Origin of the sequence: Pedobacter alluvionis (genome assembly GCF_003664035.1) — a bacterium.
Taxonomy (GTDB): Bacteria; Bacteroidota; Bacteroidia; order Sphingobacteriales; family Sphingobacteriaceae; genus Pedobacter; species Pedobacter alluvionis.
Genome location: NZ_RCCK01000015.1, coordinates 364,143 through 388,128, shown reverse-complemented (window position 1 = coordinate 388,128; position 23,986 = coordinate 364,143). Strand labels below are relative to the sequence as shown.

The 23,986-nt window shown below is 39.1% G+C and carries 20 protein-coding genes; 6 read left to right on the top strand and 14 right to left on the bottom strand.

The window, feature by feature from the left end:
• Nucleotides 1-333: 333 nt before the first annotated feature.
• Complete coding sequence (gene gcvP, locus BCL90_RS23670) at nucleotides 334-3,210, bottom strand: aminomethyl-transferring glycine dehydrogenase (RefSeq protein ID WP_121287772.1); 2,877 nt, start codon at nucleotides 3,208-3,210, stop codon at nucleotides 334-336.
• Between the two features lie 347 nt (nucleotides 3,211-3,557).
• Between gcvP and BCL90_RS23665 the strand changes: the two genes are divergently transcribed.
• Complete coding sequence (locus BCL90_RS23665) at nucleotides 3,558-4,409, top strand: hypothetical protein (protein ID WP_121287771.1); 852 nt, start codon at nucleotides 3,558-3,560, stop codon at nucleotides 4,407-4,409.
• A gap of 297 nt (nucleotides 4,410-4,706) precedes the next feature.
• Here the strand turns inward: BCL90_RS23665 and BCL90_RS23660 are convergent, their stop codons facing one another.
• The 3 genes from BCL90_RS23660 to BCL90_RS23650 form a co-directional block, all read right to left on the bottom strand.
• A complete protein-coding gene (locus tag BCL90_RS23660) occupies nucleotides 4,707-5,270 on the bottom strand; it encodes a hypothetical protein (protein ID WP_121287770.1) in 564 nt (187 codons plus the stop codon).
• A gap of 115 nt (nucleotides 5,271-5,385) precedes the next feature.
• Complete coding sequence (locus tag BCL90_RS23655; protein WP_121287769.1) at nucleotides 5,386-6,282, bottom strand: EamA family transporter; 897 nt, start codon at nucleotides 6,280-6,282, stop codon at nucleotides 5,386-5,388.
• Between the two features lie 128 nt (nucleotides 6,283-6,410).
• On the bottom strand, nucleotides 6,411-7,127 hold the full coding sequence (locus BCL90_RS23650) for a pyridoxine 5'-phosphate synthase (protein WP_121287768.1): 717 nt from the start codon (nucleotides 7,125-7,127) through the stop codon (nucleotides 6,411-6,413).
• A gap of 83 nt (nucleotides 7,128-7,210) precedes the next feature.
• On the opposite strand from BCL90_RS23650, the gene BCL90_RS23645 reads away from it, so the two are divergent.
• Together BCL90_RS23645 and BCL90_RS23640 are read left to right on the top strand one after the other, a co-directional pair.
• The gene (locus BCL90_RS23645) at nucleotides 7,211-8,851 is read left to right on the top strand and encodes an ArnT family glycosyltransferase (RefSeq protein ID WP_121287767.1); all 1,641 of its coding nucleotides are present in this window, start codon (nucleotides 7,211-7,213) and stop codon (nucleotides 8,849-8,851) included.
• Nucleotide 8,852: 1 nt separating this feature from the next.
• Complete coding sequence (locus BCL90_RS23640) at nucleotides 8,853-9,233, top strand: GtrA family protein (protein ID WP_121287766.1); 381 nt, start codon at nucleotides 8,853-8,855, stop codon at nucleotides 9,231-9,233.
• A 123-nt stretch (nucleotides 9,234-9,356) separates the two neighbouring features.
• Here BCL90_RS23640 and BCL90_RS26135 read toward each other — a convergent pair whose 3' ends face one another.
• Complete coding sequence (locus BCL90_RS26135; RefSeq protein ID WP_255512138.1) at nucleotides 9,357-9,479, bottom strand: hypothetical protein; 123 nt, start codon at nucleotides 9,477-9,479, stop codon at nucleotides 9,357-9,359.
• Between the two features lie 60 nt (nucleotides 9,480-9,539).
• Here BCL90_RS26135 and BCL90_RS23635 point away from each other — a divergent pair, with 60 nt between their 5' ends.
• Complete coding sequence (locus BCL90_RS23635; protein WP_121287765.1) at nucleotides 9,540-10,520, top strand: polysaccharide deacetylase family protein; 981 nt, start codon at nucleotides 9,540-9,542, stop codon at nucleotides 10,518-10,520.
• 169 nt (nucleotides 10,521-10,689) lie between these two features.
• Here the strand turns inward: BCL90_RS23635 and BCL90_RS23630 are convergent, their stop codons facing one another.
• Both BCL90_RS23630 and ahcY read right to left on the bottom strand, forming a co-directional pair.
• Nucleotides 10,690-11,031: a DUF6370 family protein gene (locus BCL90_RS23630; RefSeq protein WP_121287764.1), complete on the bottom strand. Its 342-nt coding sequence runs from the start codon at nucleotides 11,029-11,031 to the stop codon at nucleotides 10,690-10,692.
• Nucleotides 11,032-11,340: 309 nt separating this feature from the next.
• On the bottom strand, nucleotides 11,341-12,657 hold the full coding sequence (gene ahcY / locus BCL90_RS23625; RefSeq protein WP_121287763.1) for an adenosylhomocysteinase: 1,317 nt from the start codon (nucleotides 12,655-12,657) through the stop codon (nucleotides 11,341-11,343).
• Between the two features lie 418 nt (nucleotides 12,658-13,075).
• On the opposite strand from ahcY, the gene BCL90_RS23620 reads away from it, so the two are divergent.
• Nucleotides 13,076-13,504 carry a CBS domain-containing protein gene (locus BCL90_RS23620; protein ID WP_121287762.1) on the top strand — a complete coding sequence of 143 codons (429 nt, stop codon included), beginning with the start codon at nucleotides 13,076-13,078 and terminating at the stop codon, nucleotides 13,502-13,504.
• A 220-nt stretch (nucleotides 13,505-13,724) separates the two neighbouring features.
• On the opposite strand, the gene BCL90_RS23615 is transcribed toward BCL90_RS23620, so the two are convergent.
• From BCL90_RS23615 to BCL90_RS23605, 3 genes are all read right to left on the bottom strand, one after another.
• The gene (locus BCL90_RS23615) at nucleotides 13,725-15,173 is read right to left on the bottom strand and encodes a M20/M25/M40 family metallo-hydrolase (protein WP_121287761.1); all 1,449 of its coding nucleotides are present in this window, start codon (nucleotides 15,171-15,173) and stop codon (nucleotides 13,725-13,727) included.
• A 188-nt stretch (nucleotides 15,174-15,361) separates the two neighbouring features.
• Nucleotides 15,362-16,417 (bottom strand): TerC family protein, encoded by a 1,056-nt coding sequence (locus BCL90_RS23610; RefSeq protein WP_121287760.1) that lies wholly within the window; start codon nucleotides 16,415-16,417, stop codon nucleotides 15,362-15,364.
• Complete coding sequence (locus BCL90_RS23605; RefSeq protein ID WP_121287837.1) at nucleotides 16,417-17,388, bottom strand: polyprenyl synthetase family protein; 972 nt, start codon at nucleotides 17,386-17,388, stop codon at nucleotides 16,417-16,419. Before BCL90_RS23605 ends, BCL90_RS23610 begins: the two co-directional genes overlap by 1 nt.
• Before the next feature lie 290 nt (nucleotides 17,389-17,678).
• On the opposite strand from BCL90_RS23605, the gene BCL90_RS23600 reads away from it, so the two are divergent.
• Nucleotides 17,679-18,671 (top strand): alpha/beta hydrolase, encoded by a 993-nt coding sequence (locus BCL90_RS23600; RefSeq protein ID WP_121287759.1) that lies wholly within the window; start codon nucleotides 17,679-17,681, stop codon nucleotides 18,669-18,671.
• A gap of 207 nt (nucleotides 18,672-18,878) precedes the next feature.
• On the opposite strand, the gene BCL90_RS23595 is transcribed toward BCL90_RS23600, so the two are convergent.
• The 4 genes from BCL90_RS23595 to BCL90_RS23580 all read right to left on the bottom strand — a co-directional run bounded on the left by BCL90_RS23595 (nucleotide 18,879) and on the right by BCL90_RS23580 (nucleotide 23,947).
• Nucleotides 18,879-19,844 carry a YpdA family putative bacillithiol disulfide reductase gene (locus BCL90_RS23595; protein WP_121287758.1) on the bottom strand — a complete coding sequence of 322 codons (966 nt, stop codon included), beginning with the start codon at nucleotides 19,842-19,844 and terminating at the stop codon, nucleotides 18,879-18,881.
• Between the two features lie 105 nt (nucleotides 19,845-19,949).
• Nucleotides 19,950-21,362, bottom strand: coding sequence for an MBL fold metallo-hydrolase (locus BCL90_RS23590; RefSeq protein WP_121287757.1), 1,413 nt, complete (start codon nucleotides 21,360-21,362; stop codon nucleotides 19,950-19,952).
• A gap of 373 nt (nucleotides 21,363-21,735) precedes the next feature.
• A complete protein-coding gene (locus tag BCL90_RS23585; protein ID WP_121287756.1) occupies nucleotides 21,736-22,755 on the bottom strand; it encodes an asparaginase in 1,020 nt (339 codons plus the stop codon).
• Between the two features lie 424 nt (nucleotides 22,756-23,179).
• The gene (locus BCL90_RS23580) at nucleotides 23,180-23,947 is read right to left on the bottom strand and encodes a TatD family hydrolase (protein ID WP_121287755.1); all 768 of its coding nucleotides are present in this window, start codon (nucleotides 23,945-23,947) and stop codon (nucleotides 23,180-23,182) included.
• Nucleotides 23,948-23,986 lie beyond the last annotated feature (39 nt).

The following is a 23,986-nucleotide window of genomic DNA, read 5'->3' as shown; positions in this document are numbered from 1 at the left end:
GAATATGCTGTCATGCTGAGGCACGAAGCATCTGCAACCTATGAAACAGATGCTTCGTGCCTCAGCATGACAGACACTACAAAAAGATTGAAGCGAATGGCAGGACTGTACTCCCCTATGAAAACCTAACATTCATTTCCAAAAAAAAATCTGCAAGTTTTATAAAATGAATTTATAAGACTTGCAGATCAATATGTTCGTGAGGGCACGAGCTTGGGCTCAAAATTTATCTAAATAGATTGCCACGTCGTTCCTCCTCGCAATGACGAAAAGAGAACTTAAGGCAGTGGAAAGGAAAACCTTAAACCCTCTGCCTTCCCGCCTTCTACCTTACTAAGGAACGATTTCTTCCAAATAACTCTCTACCGGTGGACAGGCACAGATCAATGATCTATCGCCGTGACTATCGTTAACACGACCAACCGATGGCCAGAACTTACGCTCTAACACATAAGGAAGCGGGAATGCAGCGGTTTGACGGCTGTAAGCATGATCCCATTCGTTAGCAGTAATTACCGAAACGGTATGTGGTGCATTTTTTAAAGGATTATCTGTTTTATCTAAAGTTCCGTTTTCTACCGAAGTAATTTCGTTTTTAATCGCAATCAAAGCATCACAGAAACGGTCTAACTCATGTTTAGGCTCTGATTCTGTTGGTTCAACCATCAAAGTACCCGCAACCGGGAACGAAACTGTTGGTGCGTGAAAACCATAATCCATTAAACGTTTTGCAATATCAGTCACCTCGATTCCAAAAGCCTTGAACGAACGGCAATCTAAAATCATCTCGTGTGCACAACGACCCTGAGCACCTGAATAAAGTACCGGATAGTGCTGCTCTAAACGCGCTTTCATGTAGTTTGCGTTTAAAATAGCATATTTGGTAGCATTGGTTAAACCATCAGCACCCATCATCGCAATATAAGCGTGAGAAATGATCAGGATAGAAGCCGAACCCCATGGTGCAGATGAAACTGCAGAAATAGATTTTCCTTTATCAATATCAACCACAGCATGACCTGGAAGATAAGGAACCAGGTGTTTAGCCACACCGATTGGACCCATACCAGGACCACCACCACCGTGAGGGATACAGAAAGTTTTGTGTAAGTTTAAGTGACAAACATCCGCACCAATATTGGCCGGACTTGTTAAACCAACCTGTGCATTCATATTTGCACCATCCATATAAACCTGTCCGCCGTTAGCGTGGATGGTTTCGCAGATTTCAATAATGCTTTCTTCGAACACCCCGTGTGTAGATGGATAAGTTACCATTAAACACGACAGGTTATCTTTATGTAATTCGGCTTTAGCTTTTAAATCTTCTACATCAATGTTACCGTTTTCTAAAGATTTAACTACCACAATTTTCATATCGGCCATTGCAGCAGAAGCAGGATTGGTTCCGTGTGCCGAAGCAGGAATCAATGCTACGTTACGATGGAAATCGCCTCTATCGTGGTGATAAGCACGGATAACCATTAAACCAGCATATTCACCCTGAGCACCAGCATTTGGCTGTAAACTCATGGCCGCAAAACCAGTGATTTCGCTTAACCATTTATCCAGTTCATTAAAAACCGAATAGTAACCCAATACTTGATCAGCAGGAGCAAATGGGTGAATGCGGCCAAAGTGAGACCAGGTAACCGGGATCATCTCTGCTGTCGCATTTAATTTCATGGTACAGCTACCCAAAGCAATCATAGAGTGGCAAAGCGATAAATCTTTTGCTTCTAATGATTTGATATAACGCAACATCTCGTGTTCTGAGTGGTGCGAGTTAAAAATTGGGTGTGTTAAATAAGCGGAAGTACGTTGTAAGGCAGCCGGAATAACGGTTTCTACATTTTCTACAACCTCAACCTGATCTGCTGCGATAGCTTTAACCTTTGCAAAGATTTTAGCAATTAAAGCTACATCTTCGAAAGTGCTGGTTTCGTCGAACGAAATAGTTGCAACGTTACCAACATAGTTTAAGTTGATTTCGTTATCGATACATCCCGAATGGATGCCACCTTTTAAATCGCCTAAATCAAAACGGATGGTATCGAAATAAGCGGAGTTTAACTGTTCAAAACCTAAGCCTTTTAAAGTAGAGGCTAAACTGATGGCTAAACCGTGTGTACGTTCTGCAATTGCTTTTAATCCTTTTGGACCGTGGTAAGCAGCATAAAAACCAGCCATAATGGCCAATAATGCCTGTGCGGTACAGATGTTTGATGTTGCTTTATCTCTACGGATGTGCTGCTCGCGGGTTTGCAAAGCCATACGTAAAGCGTAATCGCCATGGCTATCGATGGTTACACCGATAATACGGCCTGGGATGTTACGTTTATATTCTTCTTTAGTTGCAAAAAATGCTGCGTGCGGCCCACCGAAGCCCATTGGGATACCCAAACGCTGTGTAGTACCTACTACCACATCAGCTCCCCACTCGCCCGGAGGCGTTAATAAGGTTAAGCTTAAAATATCGGCAACTACGGTTAATTTAATATTTTGGCTGTGTAATGCCGATGCGAAGGCTGCATAATCAAAAACTTCACCGTTTCCTGCCGGATATTGAACAATTGCGCCGAAAAATTCTTCGGTAGCAGTGAAATCTAAATGACTTCCGATAACCAGTTCAATACCATAAGGATTAGCACGTGTTTTTAAAATATCGATCGTTTGAGGAAAAACAAGTTCGGAAACGAAGAATTTTTTAGCCGCCTGGTTTTTACGCAAGCTGTATTGCATAAACATGGCTTCAGCAGCAGCAGTACCTTCATCCAATAAAGATGCATTGGCAATTTCCATTCCTGTTAAATCGATAACCATGGTTTGGAAATTTAACAAAGCCTGTAAACGTCCCTGCGCAATTTCTGCCTGATATGGCGTATATTGTGTGTACCATCCCGGATTTTCGAATACGTTACGCAAAATTACACCCGGAGTAATGGTATCATAATAACCCTGACCGATAAAGCTTTTGAAAACTTTATTCAACAATGAAGTTTGTTTTAAAGCACCAAGATATTCAATTTCTGATTTTGCTGCAGGCAAATTTAATGGCTGTTTTAATCTGATTGCCGTCGGGACAGTTTGTTCAATCAGCTCATCAATAGAATTTACGCCAACAGTTTGCAACATTTCAGCTGTATCTGCCTCATTTGGTGCAATATGACGATTTTGAAAATCTTCCTTGTAGTGGATATTTAAGCTCATGCGATATGAATAATAAATTTGCGTGCAAAGGTAGCAAAAACGAAGCTGTATTTCACTATCAATCAGTATAAAAAAGGCGTCTTATTTATACTTAAAAGCTACAAAATAGATAGATTTTATTAGCAAAAACCAGGACAAACGTTTATTCAATTTCAAGCCAATATTTTGATTATCTGGAAAGCTGTGGCTATGCTAAAATTTATTTTGTCGCCATGGTTAACTCCAATCTTCTCGCATCCGTTGATCCGAATCAATAAGCAGCTGCAACGTAAAATATTAGCTACCAAAGCAAACGAAAAAAGCATTTTCTTAAATTTGAAAAGCATTTACCTACCCTATACCCTTTTATGTCAACTTGCAAAAATAACGTCGCACTTTTAGTTCATGCCTGCGATAGTTATGAATTTCTTTATAAAGGTTTTGATTACACGTTCTCAGAAAACTGGGATTTTAAAATACCATGCAATTATTATTTCGCTACAGAAGAAAGAACTGCAGATGTGAGCGGCTTCGCAAACATCAAATCGGGCAAAGGCGAATGGGCTGATCGCCTGGTAACGCTTTTAAGCAATTTAGATGAAGAGTATATACTCTACTTCCAGGAAGATATGTGGTTGAGCAAACCTGTAAATCCTAAGTTCTTTACAGCACTGTTCGAACAGGCAATTGAAAACGATTGGCAACAGGTTAAACTCCATAGTTCTGGTGTTTACAAAACTAAAGAAACCACTAATTTTATTGAAGGATTTAATATTGCAGAGATCGATAACGAGGCGTCAAATTATTTAATGTCGCACCAGATTACGCTTTGGAAAAAGGATTTCCTGCTCGCTCAACTTTATAAAAAAGAACATCCCTGGAGGAATGAGCGTAAAGGCACTAAGAGATTGAAAAAATTAAACCCGCTTATTCTTCATGTCGATTATTTTGCAGAAAACGGAGCAGAGGAAAACAACAACAATAGAAATCCATCAGAACGGAGCGAGTACTACGCAGTTTCATTTAACAGCACCTTAAATAACAATGCCGTCCGGTTTATCGAGGTGTTAAAGTTGGGTAGCCAACCTCAAAAAGACTACGCTGAAGAGATGCAAAAGCATTACGACAATGATTTAACCCATAATGGTAATGAAAGGCCAAAAAAAGAGGATTTGTTTAAGAAACTTAAAACCTTTATTCAAAAAAGCCTGGGCAGTTAACTTTTTATATCCATTAAGATTTTGGAAAGCAGTGGCTGTGCTAAAATTTAAGTCTGCTCCCGCCATTCGCTTCAATCTTTTTGCCACTCTCCTGTCATGCTGAGGCACGAAGCATCTGTTTCATAGCCTGCAGATGCTTCGTGCCTCAGCATGACAGCAATATTCAAGGTTGCTGTAAACAAGAAGGATTTTCGCTTCTGTCGGGTTTAAAAACGAAGGCACTACAAGAAACAGAGGTTGCAGGGCCGCAATATGCATTCCGTTTTTATCTTTGATCTTTTAGCTTTAGTCTTTTTCTTACTTCTGCACTTTCCATCCCTCATCTTTACTCAACTTTAATTTATACGTTTTAGTAATGAAGTTGCTGTTTTTGTTTGCGTCCTTATCAAAAGGTTCAAAATCAGTAGTGGTCATTTTAAGTGATACGGTAACCTTTGCTGTACTTGAGTTTACCTGAGCAAAATCGACTGGTTTCTCGTCTGATAAAACATATTCTACCACTTTTACAGTGGCCCTGTCGGCATCCTGTTTCAATACCAACGGACTTGCTTTATCAGTTAAAGTAATCTGATAAACGTAACTGCTATCTTTTGAAAGGAATTTCTTTTTGGCTTCTTTTAAGCTTAGGGTAACCAAACCTTTGCTCGCCAAAGATTTATATTTTCCCAGCTCGAACATATCATTTGTACTGTTAAATTTCATCTCCCCAAATTTAAACCTCGTGGTTTTATATTCGGGATTAGCTTTTAAGTAGCTGGTGATCACTTCAGCAGCCTCATCCTGATTAATGGTGGTTTTGGTTTTACATCCTACGAAACCAATGATGATAAAAGATAAAATATAAATAGTAAGTTTTTTCATGTGTATATGTTTTATGCTTTTTAAAGGTATTTAATTTTTCAATAAGTCGGGTGTCCGAGGTCCGAAAGTCGGAAGATTATTTATCGCGTATTTTAACCTTACACCTTCAACCTTCCTAGCCTCTACCTTTTTTAAGGTACTTCAGATTCGGTAAAACCATCGCTGATAAAATTACCACCACACCAACCCACCTTAAAAACGACACCTGCTCTTGCAGCACAAAACCAGCCATCATTACGGCAACAGGTAACTCTGCTGCACTTAATATCGAACTTATGGCAGTACCAATTCTGGGCACGCCTTCTGCGTAAAATAAAGGGGGAATAACCGTACCGAAAACTGAGATAATCAATCCCCATTTCAATAAACTTCCACCCAAAGCACCATTAAATAAGAATGTTGGCGGAAAAATAATGAAGATCAATATACAGGCGCCGGTAATCATTAGTGCACTTTTCTTTAGAGGAGCATATTCATTTCCGATTCTACCGCTTAATAATAAAAAGCCCGCATAACAAAGTGCAGCCAATAAACCGAAACCAATCCCTTTTAAATCCATACTTCCGATACTGGTTTCTACCATTCCACTGGCTAAAACTGTACCACCAAGAACCAATAAAATAGCGGCTAATTGTAAGCCAGTAGGTTTCTTTTTAAAAATGAGGTATTCCATTAAAATACTCATCCAGATAAACTGCATCAATAAAATAATCGCTACCGAATTGGGTACCAGCTTTACACACTGATAATAAAAGATACTCACCAAGCCCGTACAGGTTCCTGCGATTATCATTTTCCACCAAGGTGTTTTAGCCGGAACCACTTTAGCCTTATAAGCTGCTGTTCTACTTTGAAAGAAAAACAACACCCATAAAATTAAGGCGCCGAAAAAAGCCTGGGCACCGGTAACATCACCCAAAGTATAGCCTTCGTGGTAAGCGAGTTTTACAAAAGTAGACAGGATACCAAAACTACAGGCACCAAAAAAAACAAGGAGAATTCCTTTTAACATAAAATTCAATATTTAACCGCAAAGGACACAGAACTTTCCGCAAAGCAGCGCAAGATTAACTAAAATCTATACAGCCTACTTCGCGTTTCTTTGCGTTCCTTTTCTTTGCAGTCTTGGCGGTTAAAAAACTAAGCCAATTGCTGTAAATATTTCTGAACGGTAGTTTCTAAACCTAAATAAAGTGCATCGCTAATTAAAGCATGGCCGATAGAAACTTCCAGCAAACCTGGGATGCTTTGTGCAAAATAATGTAGGTTGTGTAGGTCGAGATCATGCCCCGCATTAATTCCTAAACCTAATTTATTGGCGTGGTGTGCTGCAGCAATATAATTCACCACGGCCTTTTCGCGGTCGGCAAAATAGTTATGGGCATAAGCCTCTGTGTATAATTCGATACGGTCTGTTCCGGTTTCTGCCGCCCCTTCAACCATTTCTACAACCGGATCAACAAAAATAGAAACACGGATGCCTTCCTTTTGAAAAACAGCTACCATTTCTTTCAGGTAATCTTTATGTTTGATGGTATCCCAACCATGGTTCGAAGTAATCTGACCCTCCGCATCGGGTACCAAAGTAACCTGGGCAGGCTTGTTGGCCAAAACCAGATCAACAAATTTATCTTCTTTGCAATTTCCTTCAATATTAAATTCTGTCGCAATAACGGCTTTTAAATCGTATACATCCTGATAGCGGATATGGCGTTCATCAGGGCGTGGGTGTACCGTAATTCCCTGCGCACCGTAACGTTCGCAATCTAATGCAACCTTAACCAGATCAGGATTATTACCTCCGCGACTGTTGCGAAGTGTAGCAATTTTATTGATATTAACCGATAACTTTGTCATGAAGCAAAGATAAGGCTTTGCCTTTGTTAATCTTAAACCTTAAAAAAATTTGACTTTTTTTTGCTCATATTTGCTTCTTGTAAATGAACTTAAAAGATACAACCCTATATAAATTCCTGATCGTTTTACTTGCAATTGCGAGTATACCAGCACTTTTTGGCGGCGTGATGGAGCCTGATGGAGCATTGTATGCTTCGATGTCTAAAAACATCATTCTGTTTAAAGATTGGTTTAATCTTTACGGTCGCGGGGCCGACTGGCTGGATAAACCCCACCTCACTTTTTGGATTTCTGCCGCGTCCTTTAAAATTTTCGGAATATCGTCCTTTGCCTATAAATTACCATCATTTCTATTCGGTTTATTGGGTGCATGGTATTTATACAAGTTAGCTAAAGATATATACGATGAAAAAACCGGGTTAATCAGTGCGGTAATTTTTCTGAGTGCCTTACATATCATCACCTCTACTTTTGATGTTAGGGCCGAAATTTATATTACAACTTTCACGTTAGCATCTATTTACCATTACTATAAGGCACATCAAAATTCTTTCTGGCGCATTGTAGCAGGTTCATTTTTTGCGGCCTGTGCAATATTAATCAAAGGAATTTTTGTATTGATTCCTGTATTTGCCGGTTTTATTATCTACTGGTTGCTTACAAAACAGTACCGTCAGCTTTTAAAACCAAAATGGTATATCGCCATCCTTTTGATTTTTGTTTTTATTACCCCTGAGTTGTATTCGCTTTACACGCAATTCGATCTGCATCCCGAAAAAATTGTTTTTGAAAGGACAGGTGTTTCTGGGTTAAAGTTTTTCTTTTGGGACAGTCAGTTTGGAAGGTTTTTCAACAACGGGCCAATTAAAGGCAAAGGGGATATTTCGTTTTTTCTACACACTACCCTTTGGGCATTCCTTCCCTGGTCTGTACTATTTTATACGGCAGTAGTAAATCTGTTTAAAAGAAAAAATAGAATTGCTTTAGCTCCCGAAAGCATTATGATCTGGGCAAGTGCAGCGGTTACTTTTCTGATCTTTTCTCTTTCTAAATTTCAGTTGCCGCATTACATCCTGATTATCTTTCCCCAGTTTTCGATCATAACTGCCTTGTACTTAAGGGAGCTTGACACCAAAGGTTTAAAAATTTTCTTCATTATACAGAATATCATTTTCATTTTGGTTATTGCTCTGCTTTCTGCGCTTGCTTATTTCTTTGGTTTTGAAAATCCATATATAATTATCGGAATCCTGATTGTTATTTTTGCCATCTCTTTCTTACTATTTAAAGGCATTTTGTTGGAAACCATCATTGCCAGAAGTGCATTTTTATCTGTCGGATTAATGATATTTCTATTCATTTTTTTCTACCCTGCTCTTTTAAAATATCAATCGGGTATGCAGGCCGGTAATTGGTTAAAGCAAAATTATCCTACCGCTAAACCTGCAGTATTAAATTATATAGATGCATTTTCTTTTGATTTTTATGCCCCGGGAGAAGTAAAATACCTGCATAATTATAGTGATCTCGACAAATCAAAGCATCTAAAAGACTTGGTTATATACATTCCGGAACAGGAATTGGCAAAACTAAAAAGCGAGTACAATGCTGAAATTTTAAAATCGTTTGAATACTTTCATACTACGAAACTGACGGGTAAATTTTTAAATGCCAAAACACGTCCACAGGTTTTAGAAAATTTTTATCTGGTTAAAATACATTAACATGGATTTATTCTTCCGCATCTTAAAATTTGGATTAACGGGTTTCCTCGGGATGGCGATAGATTTCGGCGCGACATGGCTGTGCAAAGAGAAAATCAAGATCAATAAATACATTGCTAATGCCATTGGTTTTACTTTAGCCGTAACCAATAATTATCTCATTAACCGGATATGGACATTCCAGAGCACAAATAGTCATTGGGGAACTGAGTTTAGCAAATTTTTAGTGGTGAGTTTAATCGGCTTGGGTTTAAACACCTTCATCATTTACCTATTCCATCAAAGAAAAAACGGAACCAACTTTTATGTGGCGAAGTTTTTTGCGATTGTAATTGTTTTTGTTTGGAATTTTTTGGCGAATATGTTATTTACTTTTAGGTAAAAGTTTTGGAATACTTTCGAAATAGATCCTGAAACAAGTTCAGGATGACGTTTGACTTAGAAGACTTAATTATGCAACTTGCACCGACTAATGAACAAATGACCAGTGAACAAATAAACCAATTTAAGTAACGTTTTTACCGACAAAATATATCACAACAAGCCATATTAATCCTTTAATCAGGAAGAATAAAAATCCAACCAGCCCCACCCGCTTAAACCATAATTTTGCTTTTTCTTTGTTCATGGCGATGTGTGTAAAGATAATGGATTTGCATTAAATTAGAAAGATTTTAAATAAGGAAATATGAAATTATCTAAACGTTTGCCCATCACTATTTTTTGCAGCTGCTTTTTTTGCATTCAAATTTTTGCGCAAAATTTTGAAGATATTAAACGCTATAAAGTAAGTTTTGCCTTGGCAACAGGTGCTAATCAGAAGCTGATTGCGCTCAGAAGTTTTTCGGCAAATAACCAGAAATATTTATTGCTGGTAAATCCTGAAACTTTAGATACTAAAGTAGATTTGTCCAGTAAATATGCCACAAGCAGCTTACAGTTCCAGAATGTATTGGCGATTTTTAAAAACACGGCTTATATAAAATCAATAGAAGCCGCGGCAGCTAAAGATCTGCAGTTGCAAAACGCGGGGATCGATCATGCCATTCCGAATGAAAAAGGCATTACTTTAACGATCGATCTTTGCCCATCGCATAAGGCTTTAGACCGGATTATCTTCCAATCTGTTTTTGATGAATTTAAAAAGATAGAGCAGCCTGCACCCCTCGCGATTTCGGTTTCTGGCAAATGGATGCTTAAACATCAGGATGACCTGAACTGGTTGAAAGGTTTGGTAGAGAAAAAAGAATTGAATATTACATGGGTAAACCATACTTATAACCATCAGGTAAACAAACTGCCATTAGACGAAAATTTTCTGTTGGCTCCCGGGACCAATTTGGACATAGAAGTACTGGAAAACGAAAAACTAATGTTAAAAAACGGTTTAATCCCTTCGGTATTTTTCCGGTTTCCGGGATTGGTATCAGACAAAGCGATAGTCGGAAAAATTGAGGGTTACGGATTAATTCCTGTGGGAAGCGATGCCTGGCTGGCCAAAGGACAACAGCCTAACGCGGGCAGCATTGTACTGATCCATGGCAACGGAAATGAAGAAATAGGTGTAAAAGATTTTATCCAGTTATTAAAAACGAAACAAGCTGATGTGAAGAATAAACAATGGTTGCTTTTCGATTTGAGAGAGGGTTTGGAAAAGGAATTTGAATAATTTATTGCTTTTTTAACCGCATAGAATACGGAGAAAAGGCGCAGAGCACAGAGATCGCGCAATAAATTGACCACAAAGGCACAAAGAACACAAAGTTGGGTTCAGACCGTTTTTAAATCAGACTTAGCGGCACTTTGCGAAAAGCTTTGCGTTCTTTGCGGTAAACCCACTATTTCTTAACTGGCAATAATTTTATTTCTTTCGCCTTAAAACGGTTGTTTACGATTTCGCCGGTAACTTCTGCTTTGCTTACCGCATTGCAAAAACCGTGTTTGCCATGTGCATCGCCAAAGTCATCAATACCTTTACCATCTACAAAATAAGGTTTACCGTCAATTTTAACTGCTAACTCACAATCTTTACCTTTCATTTTAAACTGGCATTCGCCACAGGCAATATCGACCACCTGTTTGGTAATTACTTTCGCTATTGCAGCTTTTTGAGGTGTGGTTTGGGCATTTACAGCAACTGAAAACACACCAAGTACAAGGGCAAATATTAACTTTTTCATTATTTGAATTTTTATCAAATTTAGAATTTCAGCGTTAAAAGAGCCACACACTTTGTAAAATAAACCTGATAGAAATGGAAATCCTTTTTGTTGTCATTCTGAGCGTAGTCGAAGAACAACAAAAAGATTGGAATGAATAGCAGGGCTGATGCCTGCCAAGAGCACTGAACGTACGTTTTCAAAAAAACACCTAAAAACACCCCGCCTTAAAGGCACCATTCTGGGAGAGGGGAATAAAAAAAGGGATATGCAAATCTGCACATCCCTCTTCATATTATCGACTTCAGACTCTCGACTAAAGACTCAGGACTAGTACCTGTATGTATCTGCTTTGAAAGGACCTTCAACCGGTACGCCGATATAATCAGCCTGGTGTTGATCCAAAACATCTAATTCTACACCGATTTTTTCTAAGTGTAAACGGGCAACTTTTTCATCTAAATGTTTAGGCAAAGTATATACTTTGTTTTCGTAAGCACCAGTGTTTGTCCAAAGCTCTAATTGAGCCAAAGTTTGGTTTGTGAATGAGTTACTCATTACAAAACTTGGGTGACCAGTTGCACAACCTAAGTTAACTAAACGACCTTCAGCTAAGATGATTACATCTTTACCGTCAATAGTATATTTATCAACCTGAGGTTTAATTTCAACTTTGGTATCGCCATAAGCACCGTTTAACCAAGCCATATCAATTTCGTTATCGAAGTGACCGATGTTACAAACAATCGCTTTATCTTTTAATGCCCTGAAATGTTGCTCGCGAACGATATCACAGTTACCTGTAGTAGTTACCACGATATCAGCTTCTTTAATCGCTGTAGCTAATTTTTTAACTTCGTAACCTTCCATTGCAGCCTGTAAAGCACAGATTGGGTCAATTTCAGTTACAATAACACGTACACCTTGTGAGCTTAACGATTCTGCAGAACCTTTACCCACATCGCCATAACCACAAACAACAGCCACTTTACCAGCCATCATTACATCGGTAGCACGACGGATCGCATCAACCAATGATTCACGACATCCGTATTTGTTATCAAATTTAGATTTGGTAACTGAATCATTAACGTTAATTGCAGGTAAGTGCAATGTTCCGTTTTTCATTCTTTCGTACAAACGGTGAACACCAGTAGTGGTTTCTTCTGATAAACCTTTAATAGCTGCAATTAGCTCAGGATATTTATCAAAAACCATATTGGTTAAATCGCCACCATCATCCAAAATCATGTTTAATGGTTGTTGCTCCGGACCGAAATGTAAAGTTTGCTCAATACACCAATCGAATTCTTCTTCGTTTAAACCTTTCCAGGCATAAACCTGAATACCAGCTGCAGCAATTGCAGCAGCAGCGTGATCCTGAGTAGAAAAAATATTGCAAGATGACCAGGTAACTTCAGCACCCAGTGCAGTTAATGTTTCGATTAAAACAGCCGTTTGGATCGTCATGTGCAGACAGCCTGCAATACGCGCACCTTTTAAGGGTTGAGTTGGACCGAATTCTTTACGTAAACTCATTAAACCTGGCATTTCTGCTTCGGCTAATCCGATTTCTTTACGGCCCCATTCTGCCAGTGAAATGTCCTTAACTTTGTAAGGGATATAGGTTGTCTCTACTGATGACATAATTATTTGTTTTTAAATGTGATGCAAAGTTACGGCATCCCTTTGTGAAAGCCAAATAATTAAAGTGTGGGTGGGTTGGAGGATTGTAAAAATAGAAGACCGATTTTCACATCCAAGTTTCAATATTTCATGGCTTAACTATTTTTTGAAAAGCAAGTCCTGTAATTCTTAGCTCAGCTTCGGCCCTGCCATACATTATAGCTCCGACGAATTCCCGATGTAAAATCGGGACGGAGGCTGCCATTCCTGTCAGGTTTAGATTAATCAGGTCCTGTGGTATGTGTTCCCAAAGAAGTCAAGTTTGACATGGCAAGGTGCATATTAAAAACTTGACTTCTTTTAAAGCCTCCAAAACATGAAATAAAACTTTGATATCCAGCTAATTATTTCTTAAATTGTTATAACCAAATTAACAATTATGAAAAGCGTAAAACATTTACTGGACACCAAGCAGGCCATCATCATCTCCGTATCAGAAAACATTTCTGTTCTGGATGCCTTAAAAGTAATGACAGAAAAAAATATCAGTGCTGTATTGGTAATAGAATACGAACAACTTAGGGGCATTTTTACGGAACGCGATTATGCCCGAAAAATCATCCTGCAAGGCAAATCATCAAAAGATACCCTGATTAAAGAAGCCATGACAGCTAACCCCATTACCATCAAGTTTAGCGACAGTATTGATCATTGCATGGAACTGATGACGGATAAACACATCCGTCATTTACCAATTGTAGAAAACGACGAAGTAAAAGGAATGGTTTCCATCGGCGATGTGGTAAAGTTTATCATTGCCGATCAAAAACAGACCATTTCGCAACTGGAAAGTTATATTAGTGGGTAGTACTGATTTGTACAATCCTCTTGTATTAAATCTTTTTGCGCCAGGATTCAGCCGGGAAATCTTTTAAGGCAGTTCTCGTAAAGACTTCTCCTCCGAAGGAGTTCCTTTGGAACAGAACACTACGGTCGAAACGACGAATTGTCTTACGTGAATTAACTTTATAAAATCTGTGCAATCTCTTAATCTGTGTAATCACCCGCGAAGCGAATCCATCAAATCATTATTTCCACCTCCACTCACCAGCAATACTCAAAGGTTCCTTTAGGTTCTGCGATTCTAAGAAAGCCCTCAACTCTTCCTCGTCTTGAACACCTACCGGGATTTTCGGTGTATTGGCTAATGCATAAGTTAACATGGCACTATAGCGTACCGTATTTTTAAGTTCCTGCTCATCAACTAGTTTAAAGCTATCGCCATCTGAATGGTAAAAGGGTCCGGAATTATTTGGCAATTTGCCTCCAAAACCACCTCCGGTAGGAATACCTGCTAGCATAAACGGCTGATGATCGCTGTGTAAACCTGCACCAGCATTAAACAGGTTTTTAAAGCCTGTATCAATCTTTACAATATCAGCTCCCCAAGATGTAAAAAGGTCTTTCATTTCAGCACGTGAAGTAGAGAAACCTTTCGGATCGTTGGTCATATCGTAGTTCAGCATAAACTTTACCTGATTTAAGGTTCCCTCTTTTTTAGCCTGGTCGATATAGGCTTTAGAACCCAGCAAACCTTGCTCCTCGCCCATAAACAATACAAACTCTACAGTACGCTTGGTTTTTAAATTCAGTTTTTTAAACGTTCGTGCCATATCCAAAATGGCGAAAGAGCCGATCCCATTGTCGATAGCACCAGTTGCCAAATCCCAGCTATCTAAATGCCCACCAACTACAATTTTATCTTTTGGCAGTTCAGTTCCTTTAAAGGTAGCCACTACATTGCGGGCTTTGATCAAACCCGAAAAATTCGTCATGGCAATATGCGCCATTTGCGACTGCGATTTAATTTTCTCTTTCAAAGCCATTCCATCTTCCAAACCGATACAAACCGCAGGTATTGGAATCAGTTTACCCGTTACCGAAGCAGTTCCGGTTAAAAGCACACCATCTTTTACCGTATTGATAATAATTACACCAATGGCACCATATTTTGTGGCAATAGCAGTTTTTTCAGAGCGGTGTAATGATTTCGTTCCTGCAGGAGAGCCTGGTAACACACCCAGATAAATCAAAGCAATTTTACCTTTAAATTTTTCAGGACTGGCCTGATAATCTGCTTCCAATCCGTTACCAGCGTCTACAATTTCACCTGTAACATCCGCACTTACCGGCGAATGCGCCAGTGTAACGGCCTTCATTTTGGTCAGACTATTTTTATCAGCACCAATTTCTACATTGATCGTTTTTCTTGCCCAGCTTTCTACTTCAAATGGTTGAAATTTCACCTCGCAACCATAAGATTTTAATAAATCGAAAACATATTGCTCAGCCTTTGCCCCGTTTGCAGAGCCTGTTAAACGGTGACCGATGGTTTCGGTTTCATATTTTAAGGTTTGATAAGCTCTTGAGTTTTGTTGTACATCAGTATTGATTTTGGCAAAAACATCGCCAAATTTATCTTGTGCATTGGCAAACAAAGTGGTGCAAAGAAGGACGGTGGAGAAAAGGTATTTCATTAGGTTTAGTTATATCTGCTGAAAGTACAAATTTTAGATAGAGATTGCCAGCTGTAACGTTTATTTTGCTTTTGAGTAACCTATAACATGCTGTCATGCTGAGGCACGAAGCATCTGCAACCTGCGAAACACCTTTCTATAGTAGTCAAAGATTCTTCGCTGCGCTCAGAATGACAAAAACTATAAAACTAAGGTTTTACATGTACCTTTTTCTTCGGAAAAACCAAAGAAGCAACAATGCTGATCACGAGGATGCTTAAAATCACAATCAGTGAATGCTCAGTGGTGAAACCCCATTTCTCCAGATAAGTATGTCCTAGCATTTTTACACCAATAAAAGCCAGTAAAAATGCTAATCCGGTTTTTAAATAATGGAATTTATGAATAATATTTACCAGTAAAAAGAACATAGATCGCAAGCCCATGATGGCAAAAATATTAGAGAAAAATACAATATAAGGATCTTTAGTTACTGCAAAAATAGCCGGGATAGAATCCACAGCAAATAAAAGATCGGTAAATTCGACAATCAACAACACCAAAAACAATGGCGTAACCATTCTTTTATGGTCTATTTTAACAAAGAAGTTCTTACCCTCGTATTTTGGGTGAATGGAAAATATTTTCGAAGCCCATTTCACCACAGGGTGGTTTTCCGGATCAATTTTATCATCTCCTTCCTTGCTGAAAAACATCTTTATTCCTGTAAACACCAGGAAAGCACCGAAAATGTAAAGTATCCAGGCAAATTTTGTAATTAATGCAGCGCCTACAAAAATGAAGATGAAACGCATAATGATGGCGCCCAATATCCCCCAGAACAATACCCTGTGATAATATTTTTCTTCAACCGCAAATGCAGAGAAAATGAGCACAATAACAAATATATTATCTACCGAAAGTGCATACTCAATTACATAACCCGTTAAAAACTCCAGTCCGAGGTTTTGTTTATAAACCGCCAAACTTCCTTCAAAATCTCCCGGAATTAATTTTATGTGGTGCTGGTGTTTGGTTACAATCTCTTGCAGGTGGGCAAAATCTTTAATTCCATGTAGCTGGTGCCCTTCAGTTAGCAGGATAAAATAAAAGCCGACGGCCAGGGCCACCATAATCAAACTCATTATCCCCGCTTGTTTTAAACTCACTACATGCTCTTTCCTGCTAAAAAGACCAAGGTCCAAAGCAAGAATCAGTACAATAAAAAGAAGAAAACCTAAGCTAAAAAGTAATTCGTTACCCATTATTTTTTACGTTCAGTGGTATAGAGTACAAGTTGTTCTAAACCTGTTCTGGCCTCACCTGCATCAAAACTATGCAGAATATCAAATGCTTGATTCTGGTACTCCAACATTTTCTCATTGGCATAATACACACCCTGGTGCGAATTTACAAAATCAATAATCTGTTGTATCTTAACCGGATCGTCCTGATGGTTTTTCACCAGGTTGATCATTTTTTTACGCTCAGTTTTATCGGCTTTATTTAAGGCATAAATTAAAGGCAAGGTTACTTTCTTCTCCTTAATATCAATACCCAAAGGTTTACCAACATCATCAGTTCCAAAATCGAAGGTATCGTCCTTAATCTGAAAGGCAATCCCAACTTTTTCGCCAAACAGACGCATTTTTTCTATCGTTTCATCATTCGCACCTGCCGAAGCAGCACCCGCAGCACAACAAGAAGCGATTAAAGAAGCAGTTTTCTGGCGGATCACATCAAAATATAAATCTTCCGAAATGTCCATTCTCCGTACCTTTTCTACCTGCAGCAGTTCGCCTTCACTCATCTGTTTCACCGCTTCCGATACAATTTGTAACAAACGGTGTTCGTTATTGTTTACCGAAAGTAATAATCCTTTAGCCAATAAGTAATCTCCAACCAAAACGGCAATTTTATTTTTCCATAAAGCGTTGATGGAGAAAAAGCCACGGCGTTCATAAGCATTGTCTACCACATCATCATGCACCAAAGTGGCTGTATGTAAAAGCTCTACCAAAGCAGCTCCGCGATGAGTTGATTCTGTAATTCCACCGCATAGTTTAGCCGCAAAAAATACGAACATCGGCCGCATTTGTTTGCCTTTTTGCTTTACAATATAATGGGTAATCCTATCCAGCAACGGTGCGTCGCTATGCATAGATTCTTTAAAGGTCTTTTCAAACGCTTTAATATCAGCAGCTATAGGTGTTTTTATCTGTTCGATTCCCGGCATTAAGTCGAAAAATTTTGATTGCAAACTTAAGCTAATTTCCCATAAAAAGGTAATCTGCAATCTTATTATTAAGGATTTGAAAAGCAAAGGATAGCAATCTTTAACATCTTTGCTCCTGCTATTGCCCATAGTCCTCGCCCTCATGCTTCGGGCTGTGGGCTATTTGGCGCTATCAGGTTTAACATGATGGGGCAGTGCAGGTAAAAAGACCCCTCAAAGCGATAATTAATTCCCCTAAAAATTAGCTTTATTTAAATTCAAATTTTACATTTAAACTAATATTTAATGGCATGAAAAAACGCTACAAAGTAATTATAGGCCTTTCGGCATTCATTATTGCGGGTTATTTGTTAGGACCAAAACCCAAAAAACCGGTATTTAGTGAGGAACTGACCAAAGTACCCGATCTGGAAGACCTGGACAGTTATGTAGCCAGTATCGAATCCATGCATAAAATAAAACCCGGCAACGAAGCTGAAATTGTATGGGCTGATAGCCTCCACCAGCAAACCGAATATGCCGTTGTGTATTTACATGGTTTTTCGGCATCAAAAACAGAAGGCAACCCGGTACACTTAAATTTAGCCAAGCAATTACACGCCAATTTATACCTCGCCCGTCTGGCCGATCACGGAATTGATACCCTGGCACCCATGCAATACTTTACAGCCGACCGCCTTTGGGAAACCAGCAAACAGGCCTATGCCATTGGTAAAAAACTAGGCAAAAAAATAATTTTAGTGGGTACCTCTACCGGCGGAACGGTGGCTTTAAAATTAGCGGCAACCTATCCAGAAATTAACAGTTTAATTTTAATGTCGCCAAATGTAGCCATCAACGATAAAAATGCCTGGCTCCTGAACAATCCCTGGGGCTTACAGATTGCCCGTAAAGTAGTAGGTGGCGATGAACGTAAAGTAGACGACCGCACCGACGAATACAAAAAATACTGGTACACCAATTACCGGTTGGAATCGCTGGTAGAGCTGGAAGAATTTATTGAAAGCAGCATGCTGAAACCAACCTTTAAAAAGGTAAAACAACCCGTTTTATTGCTTTATTATTATAAAAATGAGTTGGAACAGGATCCTGTAGTCCGGGTAGATGCCATGCTGAAAATGTTCGATGAATTGGGGACGCCTAATAATTTAAAGAGAAAATTAGCTATACCCAATGCAGGAAACCATGTAATGGGATCTTATATTACTTCGAAAGATTTGCCAGGAGTAGAAGAAGCTATTGAAAGTTTTGTGGAGAGTACTCTGAAGTTACCTGTTTATTGATAATGATTTATAATTCTAAAAGAGTAGTCGTCATCTCGATCCGATAGCTATCTGATGTAGCACAGCGAAATGTAGAGATCTATTTAAACAGATTTTGCTTCGCAGAGCCTTCGGGTTCTCGACTGCGTTGCACTCCTCTCGAAATGAAGATACGCTGCAATGCCTACTAAATATTAATCTAATCCCCTGGTTAAACTTCGTAAGGCACTAGCCCAAAATATTCCTCACAATCATTTCGGCGTGCACCCTCGAGTTTTCGATAAATAGTTTGTGCGTATCTAATCCACCGCAAACCACACCAGCCAGATATAAACCTTTTACGTTGGTTTCCATGGTTTCTTCGCTGTAAGCTGGGCAAAGGCTTTCAGGCAGGTCAATACCAAATTTTCTTAACATCGAAAAATCTGGCTGGTAACCCGTCATTGCAATTACGAAATCATTTGGGATGGTCTTTATCCCTTCTGGAGTTTTAATATCCACTTCACCCTCCCTTATTTCAACAAGTTCAGAATCGAAAAGGGCAGCAACTTCACCTTCTTTAATCCTGTTCTGTATATCAGGGCGGACCCAATATTTAACATGCGGACCAAGTTCACCACTACGAACAACCATGGTTACATTTGCACCCTTGCGGTAGGTTTCTAAAGCGGCATCAACACCCGAGTTATTGGCACCAACTACCACTACATTCTGAAAGGCATATAAATGTGGGTCTTTATAATAATGTGTTACTTTTGGTAAATCTTCTCCCGGAACATTCATCAATAAAGGCACATCATAAAAACCAGTTGCCACAATTACATTCCCAGCCGTATAATCTGTTTTAGAAGTCTTGATTTCGAAAACATCAGCTTCATTTTTAACCACCTGTTGCACCCGCTCGAAAAGATTGATCTTTAAATCAAACTTTTCGGCGACACGACGATAATATTCAACCGCTTCATTCCTATTCGGTTTCGGATTAATGGTTACAAAAGGCACCCCCCCAATCTCTAACTTTTGCGAAGTAGAAAAGAAGGTCATAAATACCGGGTAGTTGAACAAACTGTTCACCAAAGCACCTTTTTCTATAATAACATAGCTTAGGTTTGCTTTTTTGGCTTCAATTGCACAGGCCATGCCTATCGGGCCGGCACCTATAATTAATACGTCGTAATGATTTTGATTTGCCAAATGATTATATCTTAGGTTGTCATTCTGAGCCTGTCAAAGAACCTTAATTGCATTTCGACTACATGTCCCGATTCATCGGGAAGCTCAATGTGACAATTGCTTTTATTAAACTTTCATTGCTTTAATTGGGCATGCGAAATCGGTTCTTTTTAAACCGGTATTTTTTATCGCACCATAACCGCCGGCTACATCAATCACGTTTTCTACCCCACGCGATTTTAAAATAGAAGCTGCAATCATGGAGCGGTAACCACCTGCACAATGAATAAAATAGGTATCTTTTGGATTGATCTCACCAGTCCATTCGTTAATAAAATCCAGAGGACGGCTAAGCGTAAATTCCAAATGTTCTGATTCGTACTCGCCTGGTTTACGCACATCAAGCGCAGTAATTTCTCCATTTGATGCCGCCTCCTCAAAAGCTTCTGCCGAAATAGATTCAATAGTATCGATTTCTTTGCCTGTTGCTGTCCAGTTTTGGAAACCACCATCCAAATAACCAATGGTACTATCATAACCCACGCGGGTTAAACGGGTAATCGTTTCTTCTTCTTTCCCCTGGTCGGTAATTAATAAAATTGGTTGTTGTAAATCGGTAATCAAAGCCCCAACCCATGGTGCAAACTGACCGTTTAAACCAATATTGATCGAATTCGGGATAAAACCTTTTGCAAAAACCTGCGGATCGCGGGTATCGAGCATAATCGCGCCAGTTTGGTTGGCCAGATCCTCAAATTGTTGCGGGGTTAAAGCATTTAAGCCTTTTTCATAAACATGATCAATGCTTTCTACACCACCTTTATTAATTGCGGCATTTTTAGCAAAATATTGTGGCGGAGGCATAATACCATCCGTTACCTCGGCAATAAATTGTTCTTTTGTTTCAGCCTTTAAAGCGTAATTAACTTGTTTCTGATGTCCTAAGATATCAAAAGTTTCTTTACTCATGCTTTTCCCACAGGCCGAACCAGCACCGTGAGCAGGATAAACAATTACATCATCAGCCAAAGGTTTTATCTTTTCGTTTAACGAATCGTAAAGCATTCCTGCTAAATCTTCCATCGTTAAATTACCTTTTTGCGCTAAATCCGGACGGCCAACATCACCGATAAATAAGGTGTCGCCACTAAAAATGCAATGGTCTTTTCCATTTTCATCGGTCAATAAATAAGTAGTCGATTCTAAGGTATGGCCAGGAGTGTGTAATGCCGTTATGGTTAGCTTACCAATTTTAAATTGATCACCATCTTTGGCGATATGCGATTTAAATTCGGTTTTGGCAGTTGGACCGTAGATAATTTCAGCACCCGATTTTTCTGCCAAATCTACGTGACCGGAAACAAAATCTGCATGAAAATGCGTTTCAAAAATATATTTAATGGTAGCACCAGCTTTTTCTGCTTTCTTTAAATAGGTAGCAACTTCTCTTAAAGGATCAATAATTGCAGCTTCGCCATCACTTTCAATGTAATAAGCGGCTTCTGCCAGGCAACCTGTATATATCTGTTCTATTTTCATGTTTTCTTCGCAACGTCACCCTGAATTTATTTCAGGGTCTTACCAAAAAGATGCTGAAACAAGTTCAGCATGACGGATCTATTACAGCAAAAATAGGGCTAAATACTTATAACCGAAATGATGTTAGTCATAATTGCAGAAGTTTTACTTATTCCAGTATAGACCTCTTAGATCTCGGAAGCCTGTAAGGTTTTGAAAAGGTGGGTTTTGCGTTAGGGATTGTAAGGGTTCAGTGCCGATCCTTTATCGGCACCGGAGCGGAGCGTAGCCCTGAAAAGCCCGACCCTTGCGTAGCTTGGGTAACGCCCAAATCAGTTTGCAATTGAAAATTTACGCTTTCTAGATATTTCCAACACCTCTCGGGATTGCGACATTAATCTTTAGTCAACTCACCCCGCAACGATTCATCCATCAATTTACGGCTTTCTTCAACAGATAGCCCCAAACCCATTACGAACATCAGTTTGGTTACCGTAGCTTCGAAAGTTAAATCGTAGCCGCTTACAATGCCCATTTTTAACAATTCCCTACTGGTTTCATAGCGACCAAGCTGCACTGATCCTTTTTTACACTGAGAGATATCAATAATGATTTTTCCATTTAAAATAGCCTGGCGCAAACTATCTAAAAACCATTGTGCGGTGGAGGTATTACCAGAACCAAAAGTTTCTAAAATGATAGCATCTACCTTAGAATCGGTAATGGCCTGAACGGCTTGTGGTGTAATTCCCGGGTATAATTTAAGCACACCAATGTTAGAATTAAAATTGGTATGTAATTTTAACTCACCGCCGGTAGCTTTTAAAATGTAATTTCTGTGAAACTGTAAATGTACTCCGGCCTCTGCAAGTACCGGGTAATTCGGCGAACGAAACGCTTCAAACTTCTCGCTGTTGTATTTAATAGAGCGGTTACCCCTAAATAATTGTGCATCGAAATAAATGCAAACCTCTGGAAATAATGCTTTGCCATCTTCTTTAGTGGCAGCAATTTCTAACGCGGTAATCAAATTTTCTTTGGCGTCTGTCCTGATTTCTCCAATAGGCAATTGCGATCCGGTTAAAACAACAGGTTTATCGAGGTTTTCGAGCATGAAACTCAGTGCCGAAGCAGTGAAAGCCATGGTATCCGATCCGTGCAGGATCACAAAACCATCGTACTGATCATATTTATTGTAAACCAGTTCGGCCAATGTTTTCCATATTTCAGGATCCATATTTGATGAATCTAAAACCGGATTGAAAGAGTGTACATCCAACTGGTAATCTAAACGGCCCAGTTCCGGAACATTTTCTTTTATCTGCTGAAAATCAAACGGAATCAACATCCCGTTTGTAGGATCGTTAACCATACCGATGGTGCCGCCGGTATAAATTATAAGTATTTTGGTCATTTGGTTTAGTGAAGGTTGCTCAACGCAAAGAAACTAAAAATTTACAAATGATCGGACGATATTTTTAAATTAGCAATAAAAAGACTGATTAGTTCATAAAAATTGACATTTTAGCATTTTAAACAGAAAATACATATCAAATTGATAATTTAGCCACGCGGCGTATTCTCAAAAATCAATTACTGAATCCTGTGAAACAGATTTCTCTATTACGCTACGCTCCGCAATCATTCAAAAATTCCAAAGATGGGGCGTCATCTCGACTGATGCGCAGCGAACGGAGAGATCTACTTCGATAGATTTAGCTTCGCTGAGCCTGCGGGTTCTCGAATGCGTTGTACTTCGCTCGAAATGAAGCTATCGCTAAATCTAGTAAAATGGATTGCTTCGTCGGCTGAAAAGCCTTCTCGCAATGACGAATTGATTAAACTCCAAAAATCTTTTTCGAATTTTCTGTAGTTACATCCGCTATTTCTTCAATAGAAACGCCATAAATATCCGCAAGTTTTTGTGCGATATAAACCAGGTAACTGCTCTCGTTGGGTTTACCCCGGAAAGGAACCGGCGCCAGGTAAGGCGAATCGGTTTCTAAAACCAGGTTGATTAAAGGAATATCTGCCAATACCAGATCCAAACCTGCTTTTTTATACGTGACCACACCACCAATACCTAAATAAAAATTAAGATCAATAGCCTGTTTTGCCTGAGCCAAATTCCCGGTGAAACAATGGAATATACCACGCAATTTTTCATCTCTTTCACTTTCCAGTACTTCAAAAACTTCGTCAAAAGCCTCTCTGCAATGGATTACAATCGGTAAGCCCAATGCTTTTGCCCAGCCAATCTGCTTGCGAAAAGCATCTTGCTGGATAGCTAAAGTGGTTTTATCCCAATATAAATCGATCCCGATTTCGCCAATGGCATAAATTTTCCGCCCGGCAATGCTTTTATAGATTTCATCCAACAGCGCCAGGTAATCTTCTTTTACATCACAGGGATGGAGACCGGCCATTGCAAAACAGTTTTCAGGGTATTTCGCCACCAGGTCATCAATCATCGCGATTGATTTTACGTCAACATTGGGCAAAAACAAACGGTTCACATCGCTTTCAAAACAACGCTCCATTAACTGGGCCTGTTTCTCGGCATCCTGTTCGTAATATAAATGGGTATGGGTATCAGTGAAGATCATGTTTTGTTATAATATCAAGTAATAAGTATCAGGCATCAA